Origin of the sequence: Lactobacillus helsingborgensis, from assembly GCF_003173695.1 — a bacterium.
GTDB classification, from domain to species: Bacteria; Bacillota; Bacilli; order Lactobacillales; family Lactobacillaceae; genus Lactobacillus; species Lactobacillus helsingborgensis.
Genome location: NZ_CP029544.1, coordinates 311672 through 331246 on the forward strand (window position 1 = coordinate 311672; position 19575 = coordinate 331246).

A 19575-nucleotide genomic window follows, 5' to 3' on the forward strand; every position below is an offset into this window, starting at 1 on the left:
TTTATACCTCTTTCATTGCCATAATTTGCTATTACTAGTAGTAATGCCAGAAAATCCTAATCTAAAAATCTGATCGACCATATTTAAAGTTTTAATAAAACCTCCGGCAAATAATTTAGAACTTATGTTTAATTTAGCTAGATCAGCTGATTCAGCTATTGCTGAACATGCTGGCAAAACTTCAATAGCATCAAACTTATTATTTTCAAGTATTGCGCCAGTTCTTTTAAGAGAACGACTGTCAATTAAGAAAAAACGATAGATCACGTTGAGGCCAATACTCTTTGCAATATTGCCTGCTTGAATATTAGTAGTAAAAACACCATCCACTTGGTACATGTTTTTAAGTAACCGCAAGCCTTTTGCATCTGGTGCAAAACCTGCAATTAATTCCAAATGTACAAAAGCTTTTTTTCTGAATTTATGAACGTACGAAGTTTGCTTAATTAAGTTTCCTATATCAGTGTTACTCAATAGAATAATTGATGCCTTAGACTTACAAGCAAGTTGCAAAAGTTTTAGCTCTCTAACTGAGGGTATGATTGTTTTCTGGTTCTGCATTCAATTTCCTCCAATTAAATTATTACTAGGCTTTATTAAAGAAAATTATTAAGTGGTAATTAGGATTTGGTAGTTGAATATATTTGAAGAGCCTCCTCAACTGTTTTGCCATCATGGACAATTGCAGATAGAGCTGCTACCTTACCAACTGGGTTAGGGTCTTGGGTAATATTTCTTCCAGTTGCAATTCCGCAAACTCCAGCTGTCATTAAGTTGTGGACGTATTCAAAGTAGGTCTTGTTGTCAGTTTTTGGTCCTCCCAAAGCTACTGCAGGACGTCTGGTGTTTTCTACAATTTTTCTGTCAGTCTCAATATCACCAGTAAATCTGGTTTTAATGACATCGGCACCGTATTCAACGCCTAATCTTGCTGCCGTTTTAATATAGTCTGGATTATCTGAGTTAGGTTCTTGGTCAGAAACGGCGTAAGAACAAGGAAGGGTCTCAGCAATCACTGGCACGTTCCATTCCTCGCCTTGTTTTGCGAGCCGCGCTAACATTTTATGAGAAAATTCTTCTCTATCACCTTGACTGCCGGGGAAAGTCATGCAGACAACGCCGCTTGCTCCTAGTTTTAATGCATCAGTGACATCGAAGAATTGTGCTGTTTCAGGAACACTGCTGTCAAAAACATTAACCGACCCGTCTACTCTTAAAATTGTCGGCACATCAATTAAATCTTGCGCAAATAATTGAGCTTGCCCGTAAGTAACTAAGGCACAGTTAAGCCCATACTTTAATAACTGATGAACGCTTTTGACTGAAAAATCTACCCCGTCTGTATTAGCGGAAAAACCGAATCCGTCTAAAGCGACAATAATCGTTTTGCCATCTTTACCAAAAATATTATTTAAACGTTTTGCTTTATCCATTTGTAATCTCCTTTTCTAATTGAAGTCAAAAAAAGAAGGTCCAAATAAACCCAAGTGCAGAATTCTGCACAGGTTTAATTGAACCTTCTAATTTTCTCGTTCAGTTTTATATTTTATTACGATGTAAGCATAGCAGTATTTGAAAACGCTGTCAATGAAATTTGGCAAATTGTTTTAGTAATAATTTTTCAAAGCAAATGCTATTGCTCATATCGTATAACTATACTATACTTGAAATAGTTGAATACGGTTTCTTCGGGGCAGGGTGCAATTCCTTACCGACGGTGACAATTAATAATTGAAGTCCGTGACCCGCGTTTTGCGGTGGAACTAGTGAGAGTCTAGTACCGACAGTTATAGTCTGGATGGGAGAAGAACAAACAAGATTAGACAGAAAACTCGCGTCGTTATTAAACTTCGCTGAAATCTTATTTGATGAATAAAAAATAAGCCTCGTTGATAAAATCAACGAGGCTTTTTAATGCTTAGGAAGTGAGATAGTGCAAGACAAGGATTATATGCAAATGGCAGCCCAAGAAGCTGTGAAAGCAGAAGGGATGACTTGGACTAATCCATTAGTTGGTGCGGTTTTAGTTAAAAACGAGCAAGTTTTAGCAACGGGCTATCACCATCAATATGGCAGAGAACATGCTGAAGTAAACACGTTAGCACATTTATCTGACCCCAAAGAGGCTCAGGGAGCAACCTTGTATGTCACGCTAGAGCCCTGCAGTCATTATGGCAAACAGCCTCCTTGTTGCAAAAAAGTAGCCGCAGCTGGAATTAAAAGAGTAGTTATCGGTCAGGTTGATCCTCATCAAATTGTAGCAGGTAAGGGCATTAAATATTTAGAAAGTCATGGTGTTCAGACTGAGGTCATTGGTGGCACTGAAAATTTAAATGTTGCGTATAACTTTTTTTATCGGCAAAAAAGACCGTTTGTAACACTTAAATATGCAATGTCTATTGACGGCAAAATTAATGCTGCGGGTAAAACGAGAACGCTTTTGACTGGGGATGCAGCTCAAATAGATGTGCAAAGGTTGCGCCTGCAAAACCAAGCAATTTTAATCGGGGCCAATACCTTACGAATTGATAATCCGCTGCTAACAGTTAGAATTAAGAACTTACCACAGCCACCAATTAAGATTGTTTTAACTAGGGATGCTAATCAGCTTGATTTTTCCAGTCAGATATTTAAGACACGTGGTGAAATTTGGCTGTTAAGTGCAACCAATTTATCGCAAAAAGTAGCTGAAAACGTTCATTGCTATACTGCAACTAATTGGACACCAACAAAAATAGTGCAATTTTTAGCTGAACATGAAATTCAGTCACTATTAGTTGAAGGTGGTAGCAACGTACAGACTCAATTTGTGGCAGCCGGTTTGGCGGACGAGATAGTAACATACGTAGCTCCTTTAGTTTTAGGCGGCACTGGTTTACCAGCTGTGTTTGGTCAGCCTGCAGCAACAAAAAGTGACTATCAACTTTTGGATGTTAAGAGATTCAATCAAGATATCAGAATACGCGTGAGGAGAAAAGAATGTTTACAGGAATAATTCAGGCAACAGGCACCATTACTCGTTTAGAAATTAGTGAGCAACATGCCAGATTGGGCATCTGTGCTTCTGCATTAACGCCAGCAGATTTGCCTTTAGGAGCAAGTATTGCCGTTAATGGTATTTGTTTGACTGTTACCGATTGGAGCGATAATGACTTTGCGGTAGACGTAATGCCGGAAACGATGAAAAGGACTAATCTAGGCCATTTACAAAAAGGTAGTTTGGTAAATTTAGAGCCCGCACTAGCACTGAACGGCAAACTAGATGGTCATATTGTTGCGGGTCATGTTGATACTACAGCTGAACTGGTTATAAGAAACGAAAATGAAAATTCCATAGAATTAGAATTCGCAGTACCACATAAGTATGCTCCCTTTATTGTTGAAAAAGGGTCGATCGCTATTGACGGCATCAGTTTAACCGTCACGATGGCAGAGAATGATCAATTTGGCGTAAGTTTAATTCCTTATACTATCCAAAATACTACGCTTGCACATTATCAGGTCGGTGATAAAGCAAATATTGAAGTGGATATGATTGGTCGCTACGCAGTTAAGCAGATTCAGGCTTGGAAAAAAGAATTTTGATGGAGAAAAAAATGACAGAACAATTGAATGAAAAAATGCAAAAGGTATTAAAACATATGCTAAAAGGTGGATTAGTTATTGTGGCTGATTCACCGCAGCGTGAGTCTGAAGGGGATATGATTGGCTTAGCAGAGAAGGTTACACCGCAAGCGGTTAATATGATGATTACTAAGGCTCGGGGATTATTATGCGTACCAATGAGCAAAGCGTATGCCGACCGTCTGCAATTAAAACCAATTGAAACTGGCTCGAACGATACTTTTGGCACGGCTTTTACTCTTAGTGTTGACTCCACTGAAACTACTACGGGAATTTCAGCTTTTGATCGTGCGAAAACAATTAAAAAGTTAGCTGATCCTAATAGTCAATGGGCTGATTTTTATCATCCTGGTCATGTTTTCCCGTTAGTAGCTAAAGGAGGTGGCGTGCTGGAACGGACCGGTCATACAGAAGCAGCCTTAGATTTGGCAAGACTAGCTGGCGTTGCTCCTGTTGGCTTTATCTGTGAATGTATTAAAAAAGACGGAACAATGGCCAGACGCAAAGATTTAAAAGCTTTAGCAGAAGGACTTGGCATACCTTATTTGACCATTGAGGAGTTAATTGAGTACCGTAAAAATCAGGAAAACAAAGATTTGGGAATTGAGTCTTTTACCAAGGTTGACTTTCCCACAAAATATGGTCATTTTCAGCTTGAAGGTTTCAGAGATACAAAGCACCCTGAAAAGCAGCCTACTTTGTTAATTAGCAAAGGTGAAGTTAAAAAAGGTGAGCCGCTTTTATTGCGGCTTCACAGTGAATGCTTAACGGGAGATGTGTTTGGTTCTAAGCGTTGTGATTGTGGCGCTCAACTTGCCGCAGCATTAACTAAAATTGAAGAAAATGGTTCAGGAGCGGTTTTATACTTGCGTCAAGAAGGTCGGGGAATTGGTCTTGAGAATAAATTACGTGCTTATAAGCTGCAAGATGAGGGTATGAATACAGTAGAAGCTAATCAACATCTTGGTCTGCCAGTTGATGCTCGCCGCTACAATGTCGCTGCTGAAATTTTAAGACAAAAGGGCGTTAGCGAGGTTAAATTAATGACTAATAACCCAGATAAAGTAGCGCAATTAGAAAACTATGGCATCAAAGTTACTGAACGCATTCCAGTTGAAGTGGGCATGACTGCAGAAAATAAAAAATATTTGGCAACTAAAAAACATGAAATGAACCATATTTTAAATGAGGTGGATTAATATGAAAGAAATTAACGGAAACATTGCTCAAGGACAAGATAAAAAGATTGGGATTGTTGTTGCTCAGTTTAATGGTGTGGTCACAGATCGTTTGCTTTCTGGAGCAGTGTCACAATTAAAAAAATCGGGCGTGAAAGATGAAAATATTGTGATTGTGAGAGTACCTGGAGCCTTCGAAGTTGCCCGCACAGTTAACTGTTTGGCAAAGAGTGGTAAAGTCGATGGTATTATTGCTCTAGGCGCAGTAATTCGGGGCGAAACTGCTCACTTTACCTATGTTTGTGAAGGCACTACGTCGCAGTTGGCAGCAGCATCAGCTAACGGAAAAGTACCAGTGATGTTTGGCGTGTTAATGACTGATACAGTTGCACAAGCAACTGATCGTGCCGGTGGTAAGTCAGGCAATAAAGGTGCAGAATGTGCGACGGATGTGTTAGAGGTTTTAAATATAGAAGAACAAATTAAACAATTATAATTACTACATTTAATCACTGTTAATAATGACTAGAAAACAAGTCGTTTCTATTCTCAGAAACGACTTGTTTTATTTTTTAATTAATAAATATGTGATTATCAATTATATATTATATAAAAGCTATTAATGTTATTTTATATCTTGAATTTTACTGTAGTATTTTAATTTATTTATCATTGTTTTAGTAAAAATAATTTATAATAAGCTTGCTTTGTTATTGTTTAATATATATACTGATGATGTGATAGTATACATACTTTTTTAGACAAAATAGTTCGATTTATGATAGAGGTAAGAAATGAATAAAGGATTAGATCACAATAAGCGGACTGGAGCACTGCTTTTTAGCAGTTTAACGGCAGCTGCGCTTGGTTTGATGAGTTTGAATACTAATGTCGTAAAGGCTGATAGCAATTCAGGAACACAAGACACTGCACGAAGCTTTAATAAGAATGATAATGATAGTCGTGTTAAAACTCGAGTAGCAAACAATACTGTATCTCAAGTAAATAATCAGGTCGTTACTACTAATAATGCGAATACCACTGCACCAGAAGGAAATGCTAATGGTACTACAGATAATGCAGATGAAACTCAAAATGGGAGTGTAGACTCACCGCAGGGCAACAATAAAGATTCCAACTCTCAAACTTCTGCTGGTAATGACCAACCAGAAACAGACATCACTCAGAATAAAAATAAAATTAGTACAAAAGCTATTAAAACAGGTAAGTGGGGTAATGCTGACGTAAGTTACGATAGTGATACTCACATATTAACTGTAAGTGGTAGTCATGATAAGGATAATCCGACTATTGTAAGTAATGCTGGTCTCGTAGCTGGATTTCTAGGTCAAGATGGACCAGACCCTGAGTGTACGCATGTAAAAAAGGTAAACTTTGACGGCTACTTTAAAGTTGTCGGCGATGTTAAGTCAGTTTTTATTCGTCTTAGAGGCCTAACTGATATTGAAGGTTTAGAAAACGTTGATACTTCGGAAGCAACCACCATGTATGCCTGGTTTAGTCAATGCAGTAGTCTTAAACATGTAGATCTTTCTCATTTTAATACCTCAAATGTTAAAAATATGTATTGTATGTTTGACCGCTGTACCAATCTTGAAGATCTTGACCTAAGTAAATTTGATACTTCCCAAGTCAAAGATATGTCATATATGTTTGCTGGTTGCAAAAGTCTCAAAGAATTAGATTTGCAGAATTTTAATACTTCCCAAGTCACAAATATGTCATGGATGTTTGCAGGGTGTGAGAGTCTTGAAAAATTAAATGTTACTAGCTTCAATACCACTAATGTTAAAGACATGTCATATATGTTTAATCACTGTGCAAGTTTGACTAACATTGATGTACACAGTTTTGATACTAAAAATGTTGAAAACATGACGTCAATGTTTAGTATGTATTATAAATACTCTAGCGATACGAGTTCAGTATTCGGTTGGGATTCCAGCCTTGTCTCACTTGATCTTTCTAACTTTAATACTAGTAAAGTTACGGATATGTCATTTATGTTCATGAAATGTACAAAGCTAAAAGACCTAAACATTTCTAGCTTTGACACCTCTCAAGTTACAACTATGAATAGTATGTTTCAAGGATGTAATAAGTTAACATACTTAGACCTGCGCAACTTTGATACTGCAAATGTTGTAGATATGTCATACATGTTTCGTGATACGAATAGTTTAATCGGTTTAAATTTGTCAAGTTTCAATACTTCTAAAGTAAAAAGCATGAGTCAAATGTTCTATCTCTACGCTAATCCTAAAGTAGATGGTAAATATCCTCAACTTTCGAACTTAAGAACCCTAGACATCAGCAATTTTGATATGAGTAGTAATGGTAACACCTATGGTATGCTGAAAGGGCACCAAAACCTGCTAGTTTTGAAACTGGGAAAAGGAAACAAACTCGTTTCAATTATGGGTCTTGATACACCAGGAACTTGGTTAAATGTTGGAAAGAAAACAATGCAGGATCCTGAAGGCTCAGAAAAATGGTCATCAGAACAACTGATGAAAAATTGGCAAGTTGGTGCAAAAGATGAAACGTACGTGCGTGAAACTACAATAACAGCTCATTATCAAGATGAAAAGGGCAAGACGCTTGCAGATGATGAGACCTACACTGGTACATACGGCACTCCTTATGAAGCTAAAGTCAAAGAAATTCCTGGTTATGTTTTAACGGCTATGCCGAAAAATGCTAAAGGACTGATAGGCGAAAACGTAGATGATATTATGTTTATTTATCAAAAACCTACAAATAACGGTAAAACGCCTGTTAAGGCCGCTGATGTAACGGTTCATTATGAAGATGAAAACGGTAATCAAATCGCTCCTAAAGTTATTTTAAGCGGTAATGTTGGTGACGGCTATCAAACTGAAATAAAAACTATTTCCGGTTATACGTTAAAGGCTAGACCTAATAACGCCACAGGATTCTTTACCAGCCAACCTCAGGACGTGGTTTACGTTTACACGAAGAATGATCAAAGTGCTAAGGAACCGGGAAAAGAACCAGGACAGGAACCAAGCGACAATGACAATAGTCATAATTCTAGCGGTAATTCAAAGCCCAATAAGAATAAGAAGGGACCACATAAGACTAATAAAAAGGCAACTAAAGAAAGCAAGTCTACCAGTAAGCCAAATGAAGGTCGTAGACAATCAGGTAAGTCTACTGGTGCAAGTAAAAAGACCAGAACTTTGGCTCAGACAGGTTCAGATTGGAAATCTCAAATAGGCATGCTTCTTTTAGGTATTTCAGCACTAGTTTTGAGTCTTTTAGGTGTGGGGACTAAACGCAGAAGAAAAGAATAAGAACTGTTTGAAGCATATTAATTTAAAAAGTTAACTTAAATCAATCATTTCTATTACGAGAAATGGTTGATTTTTTTGACCAATTTTTAATTGATCATTTCTTGGCGGTACCGCTGCATATTATTGCCAAGAAGGCTAAAAACAAGTAAAAGGGCAATTCCTGCAGCAAGTAAAGTAAGAGCTGGTTGGTGGCAAGCATTGGCGATTGCAGATATTCCGACAGTAAAAAAGATATTCAAGAGAGCACTCCCCAGCTGCAAGAAACTTGACTGGGAAGACTGCACCTCTTTACCGGTTCTTTTAATTCTAGTTTTATTGCACCAATTAGCGATTGGTAAAGTTTCGCCATATATCAGTACAGTAATAACAGTCATAGTAACGATTGTTTGGTTTAAAAAGAAAATTCCTAAAGCCAGCGTGGTAATAAATACTAAAGCACTAAGTAGCCAAAATCTATTATCAAAGCGAATAAGAATAGCACCTAAGAAAAGACCACTGACTACGGCAACTAGTAACCAGTAGACGTGACTGTAGTTAGGATCAATCGCTTTCCAGAAATAGATCATCAATCCGTTAAATACTGCTTGGAGAGCACTGGTAAAGATGGCAACAAAAATTGAGGCGCGTAAGCCTTTGCTAGCAGTTATTTTGTGCCAAACTGTCACGAGATGGGTTAAGGTTTTAAAGCTATTTTGGTTTTTAGTAAAGTGCCTTTGGTGTAAAGCAATAGAGAGAAAGATATTTATAAAAAAGCCGCTGCTTGCTACCAAGAGGAAAGACAAATAGTTGCGGGTAGTAAAAATTAAAACTGCCATCGCTGCCACACTGGCAATATTACCAATAAGTCCGGCAATGGAATTATGGTTAATAGTTCGCTCCAGTGCATTATCAGTCAGAAGTGACTTTAAATTCCCAGTGAAAGATAACCCTTCTACTAAGCTAAACATTGTTATACACAGATCAACCAGTATGTATAAAGGTACAAAGTATTTTTGCGGGAAAGTAAAAGGGAGTAATAAAAATAAACTCAGTAAAATATACATCCAGATAAGCATGCGCCTTTTGTCAGTGTTATCAAGCTTGGAACCGATAAATAAAACACTCACAATAAGTGCTAATGAACTGATGCTTGAGATCAAGCCGTTAATAACGATATTATCTGAATATTCACGGATAATTAGTGAACCGCCAATTCCAACCAAGATGCTGCTAAAATTCGTCAAAAAATTGATTAGTGGTAATAATATTTGATTACGGCTAAGAAAGTTATTATTCAATTTTGCCACGCTTTCGTTTAATTTAACGAAAAGCGTACCATGTAGCAATTTTTCTGGCACCAAATGCAACACAAAAGACCGTTTTCTTTGCGTAAAACGGTCTTTTTTAATATACAAATTCGTAAATCAAAGATTTTTTTCACTAGATAAATCTTACTTAATTCGTTTTGACAATTTACTACTGCCAAAAGTGCCACTAGATTTCCTTGTAAGCGTATACAGGCTCCCATAGAATTAATATAGATAGATTTAAAGAGGAGGAAAATGATGTCACAAGAAAGTTTAGCTACTGGTCAAAATACAGTAAAAAGTAAAAAATCAGTCAAAACTAGAGTGCAGCAATTTGGCACAGCGCTTTCGGGTATGATTATGCCCAATATTTCAGCGATTATAGCTTGGGGCCTAATTACTGCTTTGTTCATGGTTCCAGGCGGCTGGTTCCCTAACGCACATATTGCAGAGTTGATTAATCCAATGCTGCATTACTTATTACCATTGCTGATTGGCTATGTAGGTGGTCGAATGGTCTATGATGAGCGCGGAGCAGTTCTTGGCGCTATCGCTACCACCGGTGTTATCGTCGGAGCCAAAGTGCCAATGTTTCTTGGTGCGATGATTATGGGTCCTTTAGGCGGTTGGTGCATTAAGAAATTTGATCAATTATTTTTAGATAAAATAAGAGCCGGTTTTGAAATGATTTATAAAAATTTCTCTGCCGGTATCATTGGTATTATTTTAGCCATTATTGGCCAATCCATCATTAATCCTTTAGTTGTCAGTGGGAGTAACTTAGCTGCTAAAGGTGTTTCTTGGATTATTTCCGTTCACTTATTGCCATTAGCCAACATTTTTATTGAACCAGCAAAGGTTCTATTCTTAAACAATGCTGTCGGTAACGGTATCTTGGTTCCCTTGGGTATCCAGCAAGCAGGACAGCTGGGTAAGTCAATGCTATTTTTACTGGAATCTAATCCCGGCCCCGGTTTAGGAATTTTATTAGCTTTTTGTCTTTACGGCAAAGGAAGTTCTAAGTCTTCTGCTCCTGGTGCAGTCATCATTCACTTTTTGGGTGGTGTTCATGAAATATACTTCCCCTACATTTTAATGAAACCTATTTTAATTATTCCGGCAATTTTAGCAGGTGTTTCAGGTACATTTACGTTCCAATTATTGGGTGCTGGTTTAAAAGCTGCTGCTTCACCGGGTTCCATTATTGCAATTTTGCTAATGACGCCAAAAGGCAGCTATATAGCAAATCTAGCCGGAGTTTTGGTAGCAACTGCTGTCTCGTTTGTTTTATCTGCAATCATTTTAAAGCGGGATAAATCTTTAGGTGGTGACCTGGAAGAAAAACAGGCACAAGTAGAGCAAATGAAAGCTGAATCCAAAGGAATTACCAATAATAATGCGGACTTCAGCAAATCTGGAAAGATTAACAAGATTATTTTTGCTTGTGATGCCGGAATGGGTTCATCTGCAATGGGCGCATCTTTACTTCGTGACAAACTGAAAAAAGAAGGAATTACTGATATTCCAGTTACCAATACTGCTATTCGTGATCTTAAACCTGAACCTAATTTATTAGTTGTAACCCAAAAAGAATTAGCAGATCGGGCTATTGCCCAAACTCCAGACGCAATGCACATTTCTGTAGGTAACTTTATGAGCAGCAGCCGCTATGATGAAATTGCTGCAATGCTCAAGCAGGAAACTAAAGAAAATAAGCCTAGTGGCGCAGATAAGAATACGGCAGATACTACTAATGTTCTTGACAAGATCGACTTTGACAGAGTCCAAAAAATATATTTTGTCAGCGGGCAAAATAATATAGGTTCTACTACCATGGCTGCAAGCTTATTCAATGATGAGCTTGCCAAAACTCACCAGAAATTTGTTGCTGCCAGAAAAGCACTTGATGAAGTTGTTGATAGTGCAGATGAGCTGTTCATCACAACTAAACCTGTAGCAGAGCAGTTAGGTAGTCAAATAAGTAAAGCACAAGTGATTGTGGTTGATGATTTACTAAAAAGTAAAGAATTAAAACAACTAGTTCTTTATTTAAACGGTGAGGATGTGTAAGATGATGAACCTTGATCAAAATATGATAGTACTTAACCAAAAATTTGACACAAAAGAAGATGCGATTCGCACAGCTGGACAGTTGTTAGTTGATGGTGGTTGTGTAAGCACTGATTATATTGACTCAATGATTGCTCGTAATAAGGAGCTTTCCACCTACGTTGGCAACTTCATTGCTATTCCCCATGGTACAGAAGAAGGGAAAAAGTACATCAAAAAAACCGGCATTTCTTTTATTCAAGTTCCAGAGGGGATTGACTTCTCAGATGATCCAGCAAAAAAGCAAATTGTGACTGCCATTTTTGGGATTGCGGGTATTAATAATGAGCATTTACAAGTTTTATCACAAATTGCATCATTTTGTGGACAGATTGAAAATGTCGCCCACTTAGCAGACGCTCAATCAAAACAAGAAGTGATTGATTTATTGGAAGGAGCAAAAGGTTAATGAAAGCAGTTCATTTTGGAGCAGGTAATATTGGTAGAGGCTTTATTGGAGAAACTCTTGCCGCTAATGATTTTGCAATTACATTTGTTGACGTTAACGACACCATCATTAACGAACTTAACAAACGTAAAGAATACACCATTGAACTAGCTGCAGAAGGGCAACAGAAAATTACTGTCAAAAATGTTTGTGGCATAAATAATGGGCAAAATCCAGAAGAAGTGGTCGCTGCCATTGCTCACACAGATTTAGTGACGACTGCTATTGGACCCAAGATTTTGCAGTTTATTGCTCCACTGATTGCACAAGGGATCAGTGCCCGTAAGAATAGTGGCAATGAAGAAAAGCTGGATTGCATAGCTTGTGAGAATATGATTGGCGGTTCACAATTATTAAAAAAGGAAGTCTATCAACATTTAAACGAAGATGATAAAGAATACTGCGAGCACTATATTGGCTTTCCCAATGCAGCTGTAGACCGTATTGTTCCTTTACAAAAGCATGATGATCCGCTGCTTGTCTCAGTGGAGCCGTTTAAAGAATGGATAGTTGATGAATCTCAGATGGCTAATCCATCTTTAAAATTAACTGGAGTTGATTATGCACCTGATTTGGAACCATATATTGAGCGCAAATTATTTTCGGTTAACACTGGGCACGCTACGGTTGCCTATACTGGAAAAACTCTAGGGTACACCAATATTGGCGAAGCGATTAAAGATGAACAAGTATTAAAGCAACTAAAAGGTGTTTTACAAGAAACTGGCGCTCTGCTGATTGCTAAATGGCATTTTGATCCCGCTCAACATGCACAGTACCAAAAGAAAATTATTCAGCGTTTTGAAAATCCATACATTTCCGATACTATAGCTCGCGTCGGACGCACCCCAATCCGTAAGTTAGGTTATGATGAAAGATTTATCAGACCAATTCGTGAAGCTAAGAAACGGGGATTAAAGTATGACAAGTTGCTTGAAACCGTAGCTAAAATATACCAGTTTGATGTTCCAAGTGATGATGAAAGTGTCAAACTACAACAGTTAATCCAGAATAAATTTGCCGAAGTAGTTAAGCAAACAACCAGCTTGCAAGATCAAGATTTGATTGGTGAAATTGCTACTCAAATATCAGCAGAATTTAAAAAATAAATTAATTTAATGTATTAAAAACAGCCGTTATATAGTTTAATCATATTAATGGCTGTTTTCTTAATTAAATGTATTATCGCATATTTAGCAAGAGTAGAAAAATGGTTGTATTTACAGAGCGACAGCAGAAAATTTTGTTAAAGTTAATTAATAATAAAAATGGCCTGTCTTTAGCTGAATTGGAACAACAACTTGGTATTAGCCAGAGAACGTTATACAGAGAATTTGCTGATTTAAGACCAAGTTTACGGCAAGAAGGAGCAGTACTGACCAGCAAAAATGGTATTTATCAAGTTGAGGGTAGTGCTGCAACATTAAATAATATAGAAATAAGCTTGGCGGGGCAGAAAAATACACTTTATTTAGCTACTCCTTCAAGACAGAATGCAGTAATTTGCATCTTACTATTAAGCACTGCCGAAATGAAGATTAATAATTTGGCTTTAACTCTGGAAGTGAGCCAGGGCACAATTCAAAGGGATCTGGATGTGGTCGCTAAGTCATTGAAAGACTATGGCTTATCACTAATACGAAAAAAAGGCGTGGGAATTGTAATTAGTGGTTCCGAAGAAATCCGCAGATATCTTTTTTGCAGAATAGTTTTGCAAGAAATCAATGAATATCAATTTTTACAAGGACTAGCAAATAACGAAATAACGGGTAATTTGTTTGCCGTTCTTATTCCTACTGATCTCTTATTAGAATGTTATCAAACTCTAGCAGATTGTGTTTTGCCTCAACTTACAGGAATTTATGACAGACAGACCATCTCTTTAGTTTTAATGTTTTCTTTATCGTTATACCGTTTTAAGAATGGTTGCGTTTTAACTAATACAGTAGACAATAATATAAAGCCTAAATATGTCAAACTTGTAAAAGATTTTTTAACAAGACTAAAATATCATGATCTTGGCCACAAGTTAACCGAGAATGAAATCAACTTTCTGGCACTGCAATTGCAAAATAGTGATCGGATAAAAGCTCCTAGTAATATTGATGACATGGATTTATCACTTTCACTTCAAGTTAAGGAGTTCGTATCGTTGGTATCTACTGCCTATGGTTGGGATTTTACACGTAATCCAGATTTTTCTGAAAAAATTACCCTTCATATAAAAAGCCTGTTGCAGAAATCACAGCCTGTGTTGCCTGAGAATAGTTTAGAGTCAATTACCTATTTAACCGAAAAGTACCAAAAGCTAATCACTGTTATTAGTGAAAAATGGGCTGAAGTATTTACAAATAAAAAGCTTCATCAGTACGAAAAGCAACTTTTGCTTTTGTATTTTGCCAATGAAATTGAAAACCATAAATTTCGTCAAGGTCTAAGTGCCCTGGTAATTTGCGAAAATGGCTTTTCAACATCACAAATCTTAAAGAGCCGACTGCAACAAGAAATTCCAGAACTCACTCAAATTGATACGACTAAAATAACTAAGTTAAATCAAATTGAACTGGCAAATTACGACATTATTTTGACCACAGTTGATTTGCCCGGGTTTGCTAGAGATTATCTAGTTGTCAGTCCCTTGCTCTTAAACGATGAGGCGCAAAAAATAAGAAATTACTTGCAGACATACCAATATCAGAATGCTAATTTTAAGCAGGATAATAGTCAGCAGGCTTTGAAACAGCTGCAAGAAAGAAAAAAGGAACTTGACCTTTATCTTGATTTAGTTGATAATGTGCAACTTTTTACGTATCAAAATAATGAAGAACAAACTCTTAAAGAGGTCATTAAAGGCGTTATAGATTTACTGCCTTCAGCTATAATTATTGATTCGCAGCAGGTGGCGCAAAAATTATTTAAGCGTATTAACCAGTCTCCCGTGGGTATTCCCAATAGTAGTTTAGCTCTTGTTCACGCCAGTAGTTCGGCTGTCAGAAAGGCTTACGTTGCTGTGTGCCAGCTGCAGTCAGTGGTGAAAATGAAGGCAATGGATTATGACGAGGTCAGAGTAAAAAGATTTCTGCTACTTTTAGCTCCAAGCAAAAGCAGTAAGGTTGAAACTAAAGCATTGGGCACGGTCAGTAGTACACTGGTAATGAATAATGACAGTATCAGTTTATTTGAAAAAGGCGGTACTAGTGATTTAAAAGAGTTTTTAGCAGAAAATTTTTGGACTTTATTAGAGCAAAAAGATTAAAGAAAATTTCAAACACCCTTTTCCCAAGGGTGTTTTTTCTATTAAAAAAATCAAGCTTTAAGAAAATATTGCTAACTTGCAAGTCATTTTCTATGTGCTTGATTTTTGAAAATTATATTTTTAAAAAGGGAAATTTAGATATCAGGCATATTATTTAAAATCCACTGTTCTGCTTCGTGGGACCAGATACCGTTGTGCTTTTTGAGAATCTTACCTAACTCTGAATCAGGATCTACTTTAGCTAATTCTATCCGATCAAATTTCTTGTGGGTATAAATCAGCTTTTTACCACCACCAATTTCGGGTTGTGACAAGGTAGTTTCAGCTGCGGCATTAAGACCTAAGACATGAGTAATGACTTTGGCTACATCTAGTTTGTGCTCGGCAATTAATTTAGCTGCTTTAGCTTCGTTTTCCGCATTACCACCCGAAGTGCCAACAACGTGAGTAAAGTTGTAGTGGATATCATAGAAGTTGAGGTCAGCAGAAAATGATTTGTCGACTGGTCCAGCGAACTGGTTAAGGCAGGCATCTGTATTCATTAAACGCCCAGCCATTTCAGCCAGTGGCTTGACACTAATCATTAAGAACAAGTCATCGTATTTTTCATTATTTACTTTTGCATTCAATAATTTCTCTTGTTCGTCAACTGACAAGCCCTTAGTATTGACGAAATGAACTTCGACTTCGTCTGACGGGTAGAGCTCCTTGGCCCTATCTAATTTTGCCTGATCAATATCGGTTACAACTAGTCGTTTAGGCTTGGTATCAGCGTGAAGTGCATAGTCAATAGCCAGCAGCCCCATAGGACCGGTTCCGCCCACAATTAACATGTTGCCACCTGCTTTAATTCCCATTTTGTGATTGTAAGTATGGGGAATGAGGTGGTATTGGGCGTCAAAGGCAGCGATGACGCAGCTGACCGGCTCACATAAAGAACCTTCATAATAAGAATCGCCCTTAAATGGAATGAGGCAGCCTAATTCCATCACTTCATTAGGAATAATAATATATGTCGCATCACCGCCAATATAAGGATATGAATACCCCGGAACAAATGGTGTGTCGTCTCTAGCTAAATTTGGTTGAACTACGAAGTCTTCATTTTCGTGAAACTGATCTTGCCACTTAGAACCAACTTTTAAAATTTTGCCTGAAAATTCGTGTCCCACCATGATGGGATGATCTTTTAAATTATTAGGCGTTTTTTTGTGTTCTTCACCTTCCTTGGCTAATTTCCAAGAAGACATGCACATTGAATCGGACATAACTTCAGCCAGGATCTCATCGTCTTTTATTTCAGGTAATGAGACCTCATCAATTTTCATATTGTCTTTGCCGTATAATCGTAAAGCTTTGCTTAAAACCATTTTTAATCTCCTTAATGCTAAAAAACAGAAAGCGCTAACTTCACAAATGATACTAATAAATATTTACTGCAATTGCAATATGATTTAGCTTTATTGCACAAATGTGATTTAACTACATAAATCACGAATACCCAACGCGGTAATATCCGTAGTAATTAGAACATCTAAAATATGGGCGTTGAGAGCACCTAAAATTGATTTTATTTTATTTTTGCCACATGCGATTCCTATAACGGTTGGGACTTTTTTCAGCTCGTCCAGGTTCATGCTAATAATATGGTATTTGGATGAACTGATAATTTCACCATTCTCAGAAAAGGGGCGGGAAAGAATATCGCCTACGGCATTAGTTTCACTGAAAATTGTGGCGAAGCTGGAATTTTTATAAAATTCCTGCCACTGTTCCATATCAATTATTAAGTTGCTACCAATACCGACAATGGCATAGTCAAGATTTTGCCAGAGGTTAAAAATAAGCTGATTATTAGGGTTAGACATTAATTCATCTTGTAAACTCTGAGAACTGACTATCGCGGGACAATTGAGTGTTTCGCTTTTTGCGTTTAGTTTTTCACTCAAAAGGTAAGCCAAGCGATTGGACTGATAATCATTCTTAAGCCTCCCTGCTGGTCCACCAACTAAAGGGACAACCACGATACCGTGCTTTTCGTTTTTAGCTGGCATGGCCTGAAAAGCGTGCGCCAATGTTCTGCCCCAAGAAATGCCGACAATCGAATTGCTGCTAATTGTGCTTGAGAGATAATTAGCCGCAAAATTACCCAGTGTTTTTAAGTTTAAATCATTAATATTTTCAGGCACAATTAGAGCCTCTTTTAAATTGAATTTTTTCACAAGGAAGTCTTGCAGGTCGGTAAAATCTTGCGAACCTGAAGTAACTGTTATTTTTACCAGCCCGAGCTTTCTAGCTTCTTTTAACATTCTGCTGATTTGGCTTCTGTGAATATGAACTTTTTTTGCAATTTCTTCTTGTGTAAGACCATTTATATAATAAAGTTTTGAAACTGAAATGAGTTGGTTTATTAAATTTTCTTCCATAGTATATTGACCTTTTTAATTTAACAATAAAATTTAAAATACATCTTTATTATAAATCACATTTGTGAAAATTACCACAATATTATTGAATGTTACCCCATTAGTTGCTATATTTTTAGTTAAGATAGCGCTAACAAAAATACTAAATTTATTATTCACATTTGTTAAAAGGAGATAATAATATGGAAAATTGGATTGATTTGGCTAAGAAAACATACATTGTAACTGGTGGTTCTTCGGGAATTGGCGATGCAATTGTGAAAGAATTACTAGCAAACGGTGCCAATGTTGTTGATGCAGATTTAAATCCATCCCAAATCAATGATAATCATTTGCTTTACGTAAAATGTGACGTCACTTCACCTGAAGATGTTACTAATGTTATTAATCAAACTAAAACTAAATTTGGTCAGATTGATGGCTTAGTAAATAATGCCGGCATCAATTTACCAAGATTACTGGTTGACGAAAAAGAGCCTGAAAGCAAATATGAGATGCACCTAAATGACTTTAAAAAGATGTTTGCTGTAAATGTACAAAGCGTTTACTTGTTATCCCAAGCCGTTGCCCGTGAACTGGTACAAAAGCAAAAGGGCGTAATTGTGAACATGTCATCAGAGGCTGGTCTAGAAGGCTCCCAGGGACAAAGCATTTATTCTGCAACCAAGGGCGCAATTAATGGCTTTACCAGATCATGGGCAAAGGAATTAGGCAGATTTAATGTGCGTGTCGTTGGTGTTGCACCGGGCATTTTAGAGGCAACCGGTTTACGAACACCTTCTTATGAAGAAGCCCTAGCATATACCAGAAATATCACTGTTGAACAGTTAAGAAAAGGTTATTCAAGTACTTCAACCACTCCCCTTGGCAGAAGTGGCAAATTGTCAGAAGTAGCAGATTTAGTGAGCTACCTTTTGTCTGACAGAGCCAGTTATATTACTGGGGTCACAATTAATGTTGCAGGTGGAAAATCAAGGGGTTAAAGATGAAAGTTATTTTAATTGGTCATGGTAAAACAGGTGTTGCTTTTAAAGAAGCTGTGGAAATGATCTTTGGCAAAGCCGAAAATTTGATAGCTTTAACATTTGCTCCAGGAGAAGGGCTAAAAGATGTTTGTAACAAAATTATCACTGCCAGCTCAGGCATTCCCAGTGAACAAATCTTAATCGTGACAGATCTGTATTCTGGCACACCATATAATGCTGCGGCCAGTTTGGTTTTAAAGGGAAAAGCAAAAGATGTAATAGCGGGAATGTCGCTGCCAATTTTATTAGAAATTGTAACTAAGATGAATAGCACCTCAATTACAGATATAGTTAAAGGAATTTTGCAGGATTCTGGCACCTTTACCACGGCTTTAAGTGCAGAAATGCAAAAACAAGAAGAGGAGGATGATTTTTAATGATTATTAAATTTGCCAGAATTGATGACCGATTAATACATGGTCAAGTTGCTACTGTATGGGCTAAGTTAGCTAATGCACAAAGAATAATTGTGGTTAGTAAAGAAGTATTTAACGATAAAATCCGTAAGGTTTTAGTCAAACAGGCTGCTCCGGCAGGGATGAAAGTTAATGTAGTTGATGTGCCCAAAGCAATAGCCGTTTATAACAACCCAAAATATCAAAATGATACAGTTTTCTATTTGTTTACCAATCCTTCAGAAGTACTGGAGTTGGTAAAGGGCGGAATTCCGTTGAAGTCAATCAATATTGGTGGTTTAAGTTATGCCGAAGGTAAAAAGCAAATAACAAAAGCAGTATCTGTGACCCCAGAAGACGTACAGGCCTTTAAAGAGCTGGATAAATTAGGTGTAAATTTAGATTTACGAGTTTTAGCTGATGATCCTAAAAAGGATATTCTCAAACTAATTAGTTAAAAGTCTGTGGTCGAATTAAATAGGAGAATAAA

The 19575-nt window shown here is 37.1% G+C and carries 17 protein-coding genes and 1 riboswitch; of the genes, 12 read left to right on the plus strand and 5 right to left on the minus strand.

Annotated features, from left to right (window positions below; genetic code table 11):
• Positions 1-12: 12 nt before the first annotated feature.
• Positions 13-561 (minus strand): glycerol-3-phosphate responsive antiterminator, encoded by a 549-nt coding sequence (locus DLD54_RS01515; RefSeq protein ID WP_046326702.1) that lies wholly within the window; start codon positions 559-561, stop codon positions 13-15.
• Positions 562-620: 59 nt separating this feature from the next.
• Complete coding sequence (locus DLD54_RS01520) at positions 621-1433, minus strand: class I fructose-bisphosphate aldolase (protein WP_046326703.1); 813 nt, start codon at positions 1431-1433, stop codon at positions 621-623.
• 247 nt (positions 1434-1680) lie between these two features.
• A riboswitch (FMN riboswitch) is annotated at positions 1681-1814 on the plus strand.
• 119 nt (positions 1815-1933) lie between these two features.
• On the opposite strand from DLD54_RS01520, the gene ribD reads away from it, so the two are divergent.
• The 5 genes from ribD to DLD54_RS01545 all read left to right on the plus strand — a co-directional run bounded on the left by ribD (position 1934) and on the right by DLD54_RS01545 (position 8140).
• Entirely contained in the window at positions 1934-2995 is a 1062-nt protein-coding gene (ribD, locus tag DLD54_RS01525; RefSeq protein ID WP_199692033.1) for a bifunctional diaminohydroxyphosphoribosylaminopyrimidine deaminase/5-amino-6-(5-phosphoribosylamino)uracil reductase RibD, read from the plus strand.
• A complete protein-coding gene (locus tag DLD54_RS01530; RefSeq protein WP_109917999.1) occupies positions 2980-3585 on the plus strand; it encodes a riboflavin synthase in 606 nt (201 codons plus the stop codon). The genes ribD and DLD54_RS01530 overlap by 16 nt, the downstream gene beginning before the upstream one ends.
• An 11-nt stretch (positions 3586-3596) precedes the next feature.
• The gene (gene ribA / locus DLD54_RS01535; protein ID WP_109918993.1) at positions 3597-4823 is read left to right on the plus strand and encodes a GTP cyclohydrolase II; all 1227 of its coding nucleotides are present in this window, start codon (positions 3597-3599) and stop codon (positions 4821-4823) included.
• 1 nt (position 4824) lies between these two features.
• Positions 4825-5298, plus strand: coding sequence for a 6,7-dimethyl-8-ribityllumazine synthase (ribH, locus tag DLD54_RS01540; protein WP_109918000.1), 474 nt, complete (start codon positions 4825-4827; stop codon positions 5296-5298).
• A gap of 298 nt (positions 5299-5596) precedes the next feature.
• Positions 5597-8140, plus strand: coding sequence for a BspA family leucine-rich repeat surface protein (locus DLD54_RS01545; protein ID WP_109918001.1), 2544 nt, complete (start codon positions 5597-5599; stop codon positions 8138-8140).
• A gap of 86 nt (positions 8141-8226) precedes the next feature.
• Here the strand turns inward: DLD54_RS01545 and DLD54_RS01550 are convergent, their stop codons facing one another.
• Complete coding sequence (locus DLD54_RS01550; protein WP_147442449.1) at positions 8227-9534, minus strand: MFS transporter; 1308 nt, start codon at positions 9532-9534, stop codon at positions 8227-8229.
• Between the two features lie 147 nt (positions 9535-9681).
• Here DLD54_RS01550 and DLD54_RS01555 point away from each other — a divergent pair, with 147 nt between their 5' ends.
• The 4 genes from DLD54_RS01555 to DLD54_RS01570 all read left to right on the plus strand — a co-directional run bounded on the left by DLD54_RS01555 (position 9682) and on the right by DLD54_RS01570 (position 15239).
• Positions 9682-11496: a PTS mannitol transporter subunit IIBC gene (locus DLD54_RS01555; RefSeq protein ID WP_240596456.1), complete on the plus strand. Its 1815-nt coding sequence runs from the start codon at positions 9682-9684 to the stop codon at positions 11494-11496.
• Positions 11497-11500: 4 nt separating this feature from the next.
• Complete coding sequence (locus DLD54_RS01560; protein ID WP_109918994.1) at positions 11501-11944, plus strand: PTS mannitol transporter subunit IIA; 444 nt, start codon at positions 11501-11503, stop codon at positions 11942-11944.
• Positions 11944-13092 carry a mannitol-1-phosphate 5-dehydrogenase gene (locus DLD54_RS01565; protein WP_109918004.1) on the plus strand — a complete coding sequence of 383 codons (1149 nt, stop codon included), beginning with the start codon at positions 11944-11946 and terminating at the stop codon, positions 13090-13092. The genes DLD54_RS01560 and DLD54_RS01565 overlap by 1 nt, the downstream gene beginning before the upstream one ends.
• A gap of 101 nt (positions 13093-13193) precedes the next feature.
• Positions 13194-15239: a BglG family transcription antiterminator gene (locus tag DLD54_RS01570; RefSeq protein WP_158593310.1), complete on the plus strand. Its 2046-nt coding sequence runs from the start codon at positions 13194-13196 to the stop codon at positions 15237-15239.
• Between the two features lie 134 nt (positions 15240-15373).
• On the opposite strand, the gene DLD54_RS01575 is transcribed toward DLD54_RS01570, so the two are convergent.
• Complete coding sequence (locus DLD54_RS01575; RefSeq protein WP_109918006.1) at positions 15374-16609, minus strand: MDR/zinc-dependent alcohol dehydrogenase-like family protein; 1236 nt, start codon at positions 16607-16609, stop codon at positions 15374-15376.
• 108 nt (positions 16610-16717) lie between these two features.
• Entirely contained in the window at positions 16718-17665 is a 948-nt protein-coding gene (locus tag DLD54_RS01580) for a sugar-binding transcriptional regulator (RefSeq protein WP_109918007.1), read from the minus strand.
• A 182-nt stretch (positions 17666-17847) separates the two neighbouring features.
• Between DLD54_RS01580 and DLD54_RS01585 the strand changes: the two genes are divergently transcribed.
• From DLD54_RS01585 to DLD54_RS01595, 3 genes are read left to right on the plus strand one after another with little or no spacing between them, the layout of a single operon-like run.
• Positions 17848-18648 (plus strand): SDR family oxidoreductase, encoded by an 801-nt coding sequence (locus tag DLD54_RS01585; protein WP_109918008.1) that lies wholly within the window; start codon positions 17848-17850, stop codon positions 18646-18648.
• A gap of 2 nt (positions 18649-18650) precedes the next feature.
• Positions 18651-19067, plus strand: coding sequence for a PTS sugar transporter subunit IIA (locus DLD54_RS01590; RefSeq protein ID WP_109918009.1), 417 nt, complete (start codon positions 18651-18653; stop codon positions 19065-19067).
• Positions 19067-19543 carry a PTS sugar transporter subunit IIB gene (locus DLD54_RS01595; RefSeq protein ID WP_109918010.1) on the plus strand — a complete coding sequence of 159 codons (477 nt, stop codon included), beginning with the start codon at positions 19067-19069 and terminating at the stop codon, positions 19541-19543. The genes DLD54_RS01590 and DLD54_RS01595 overlap by 1 nt, the downstream gene beginning before the upstream one ends.
• The last annotated feature ends 32 nt before the right edge of the window (positions 19544-19575 follow it).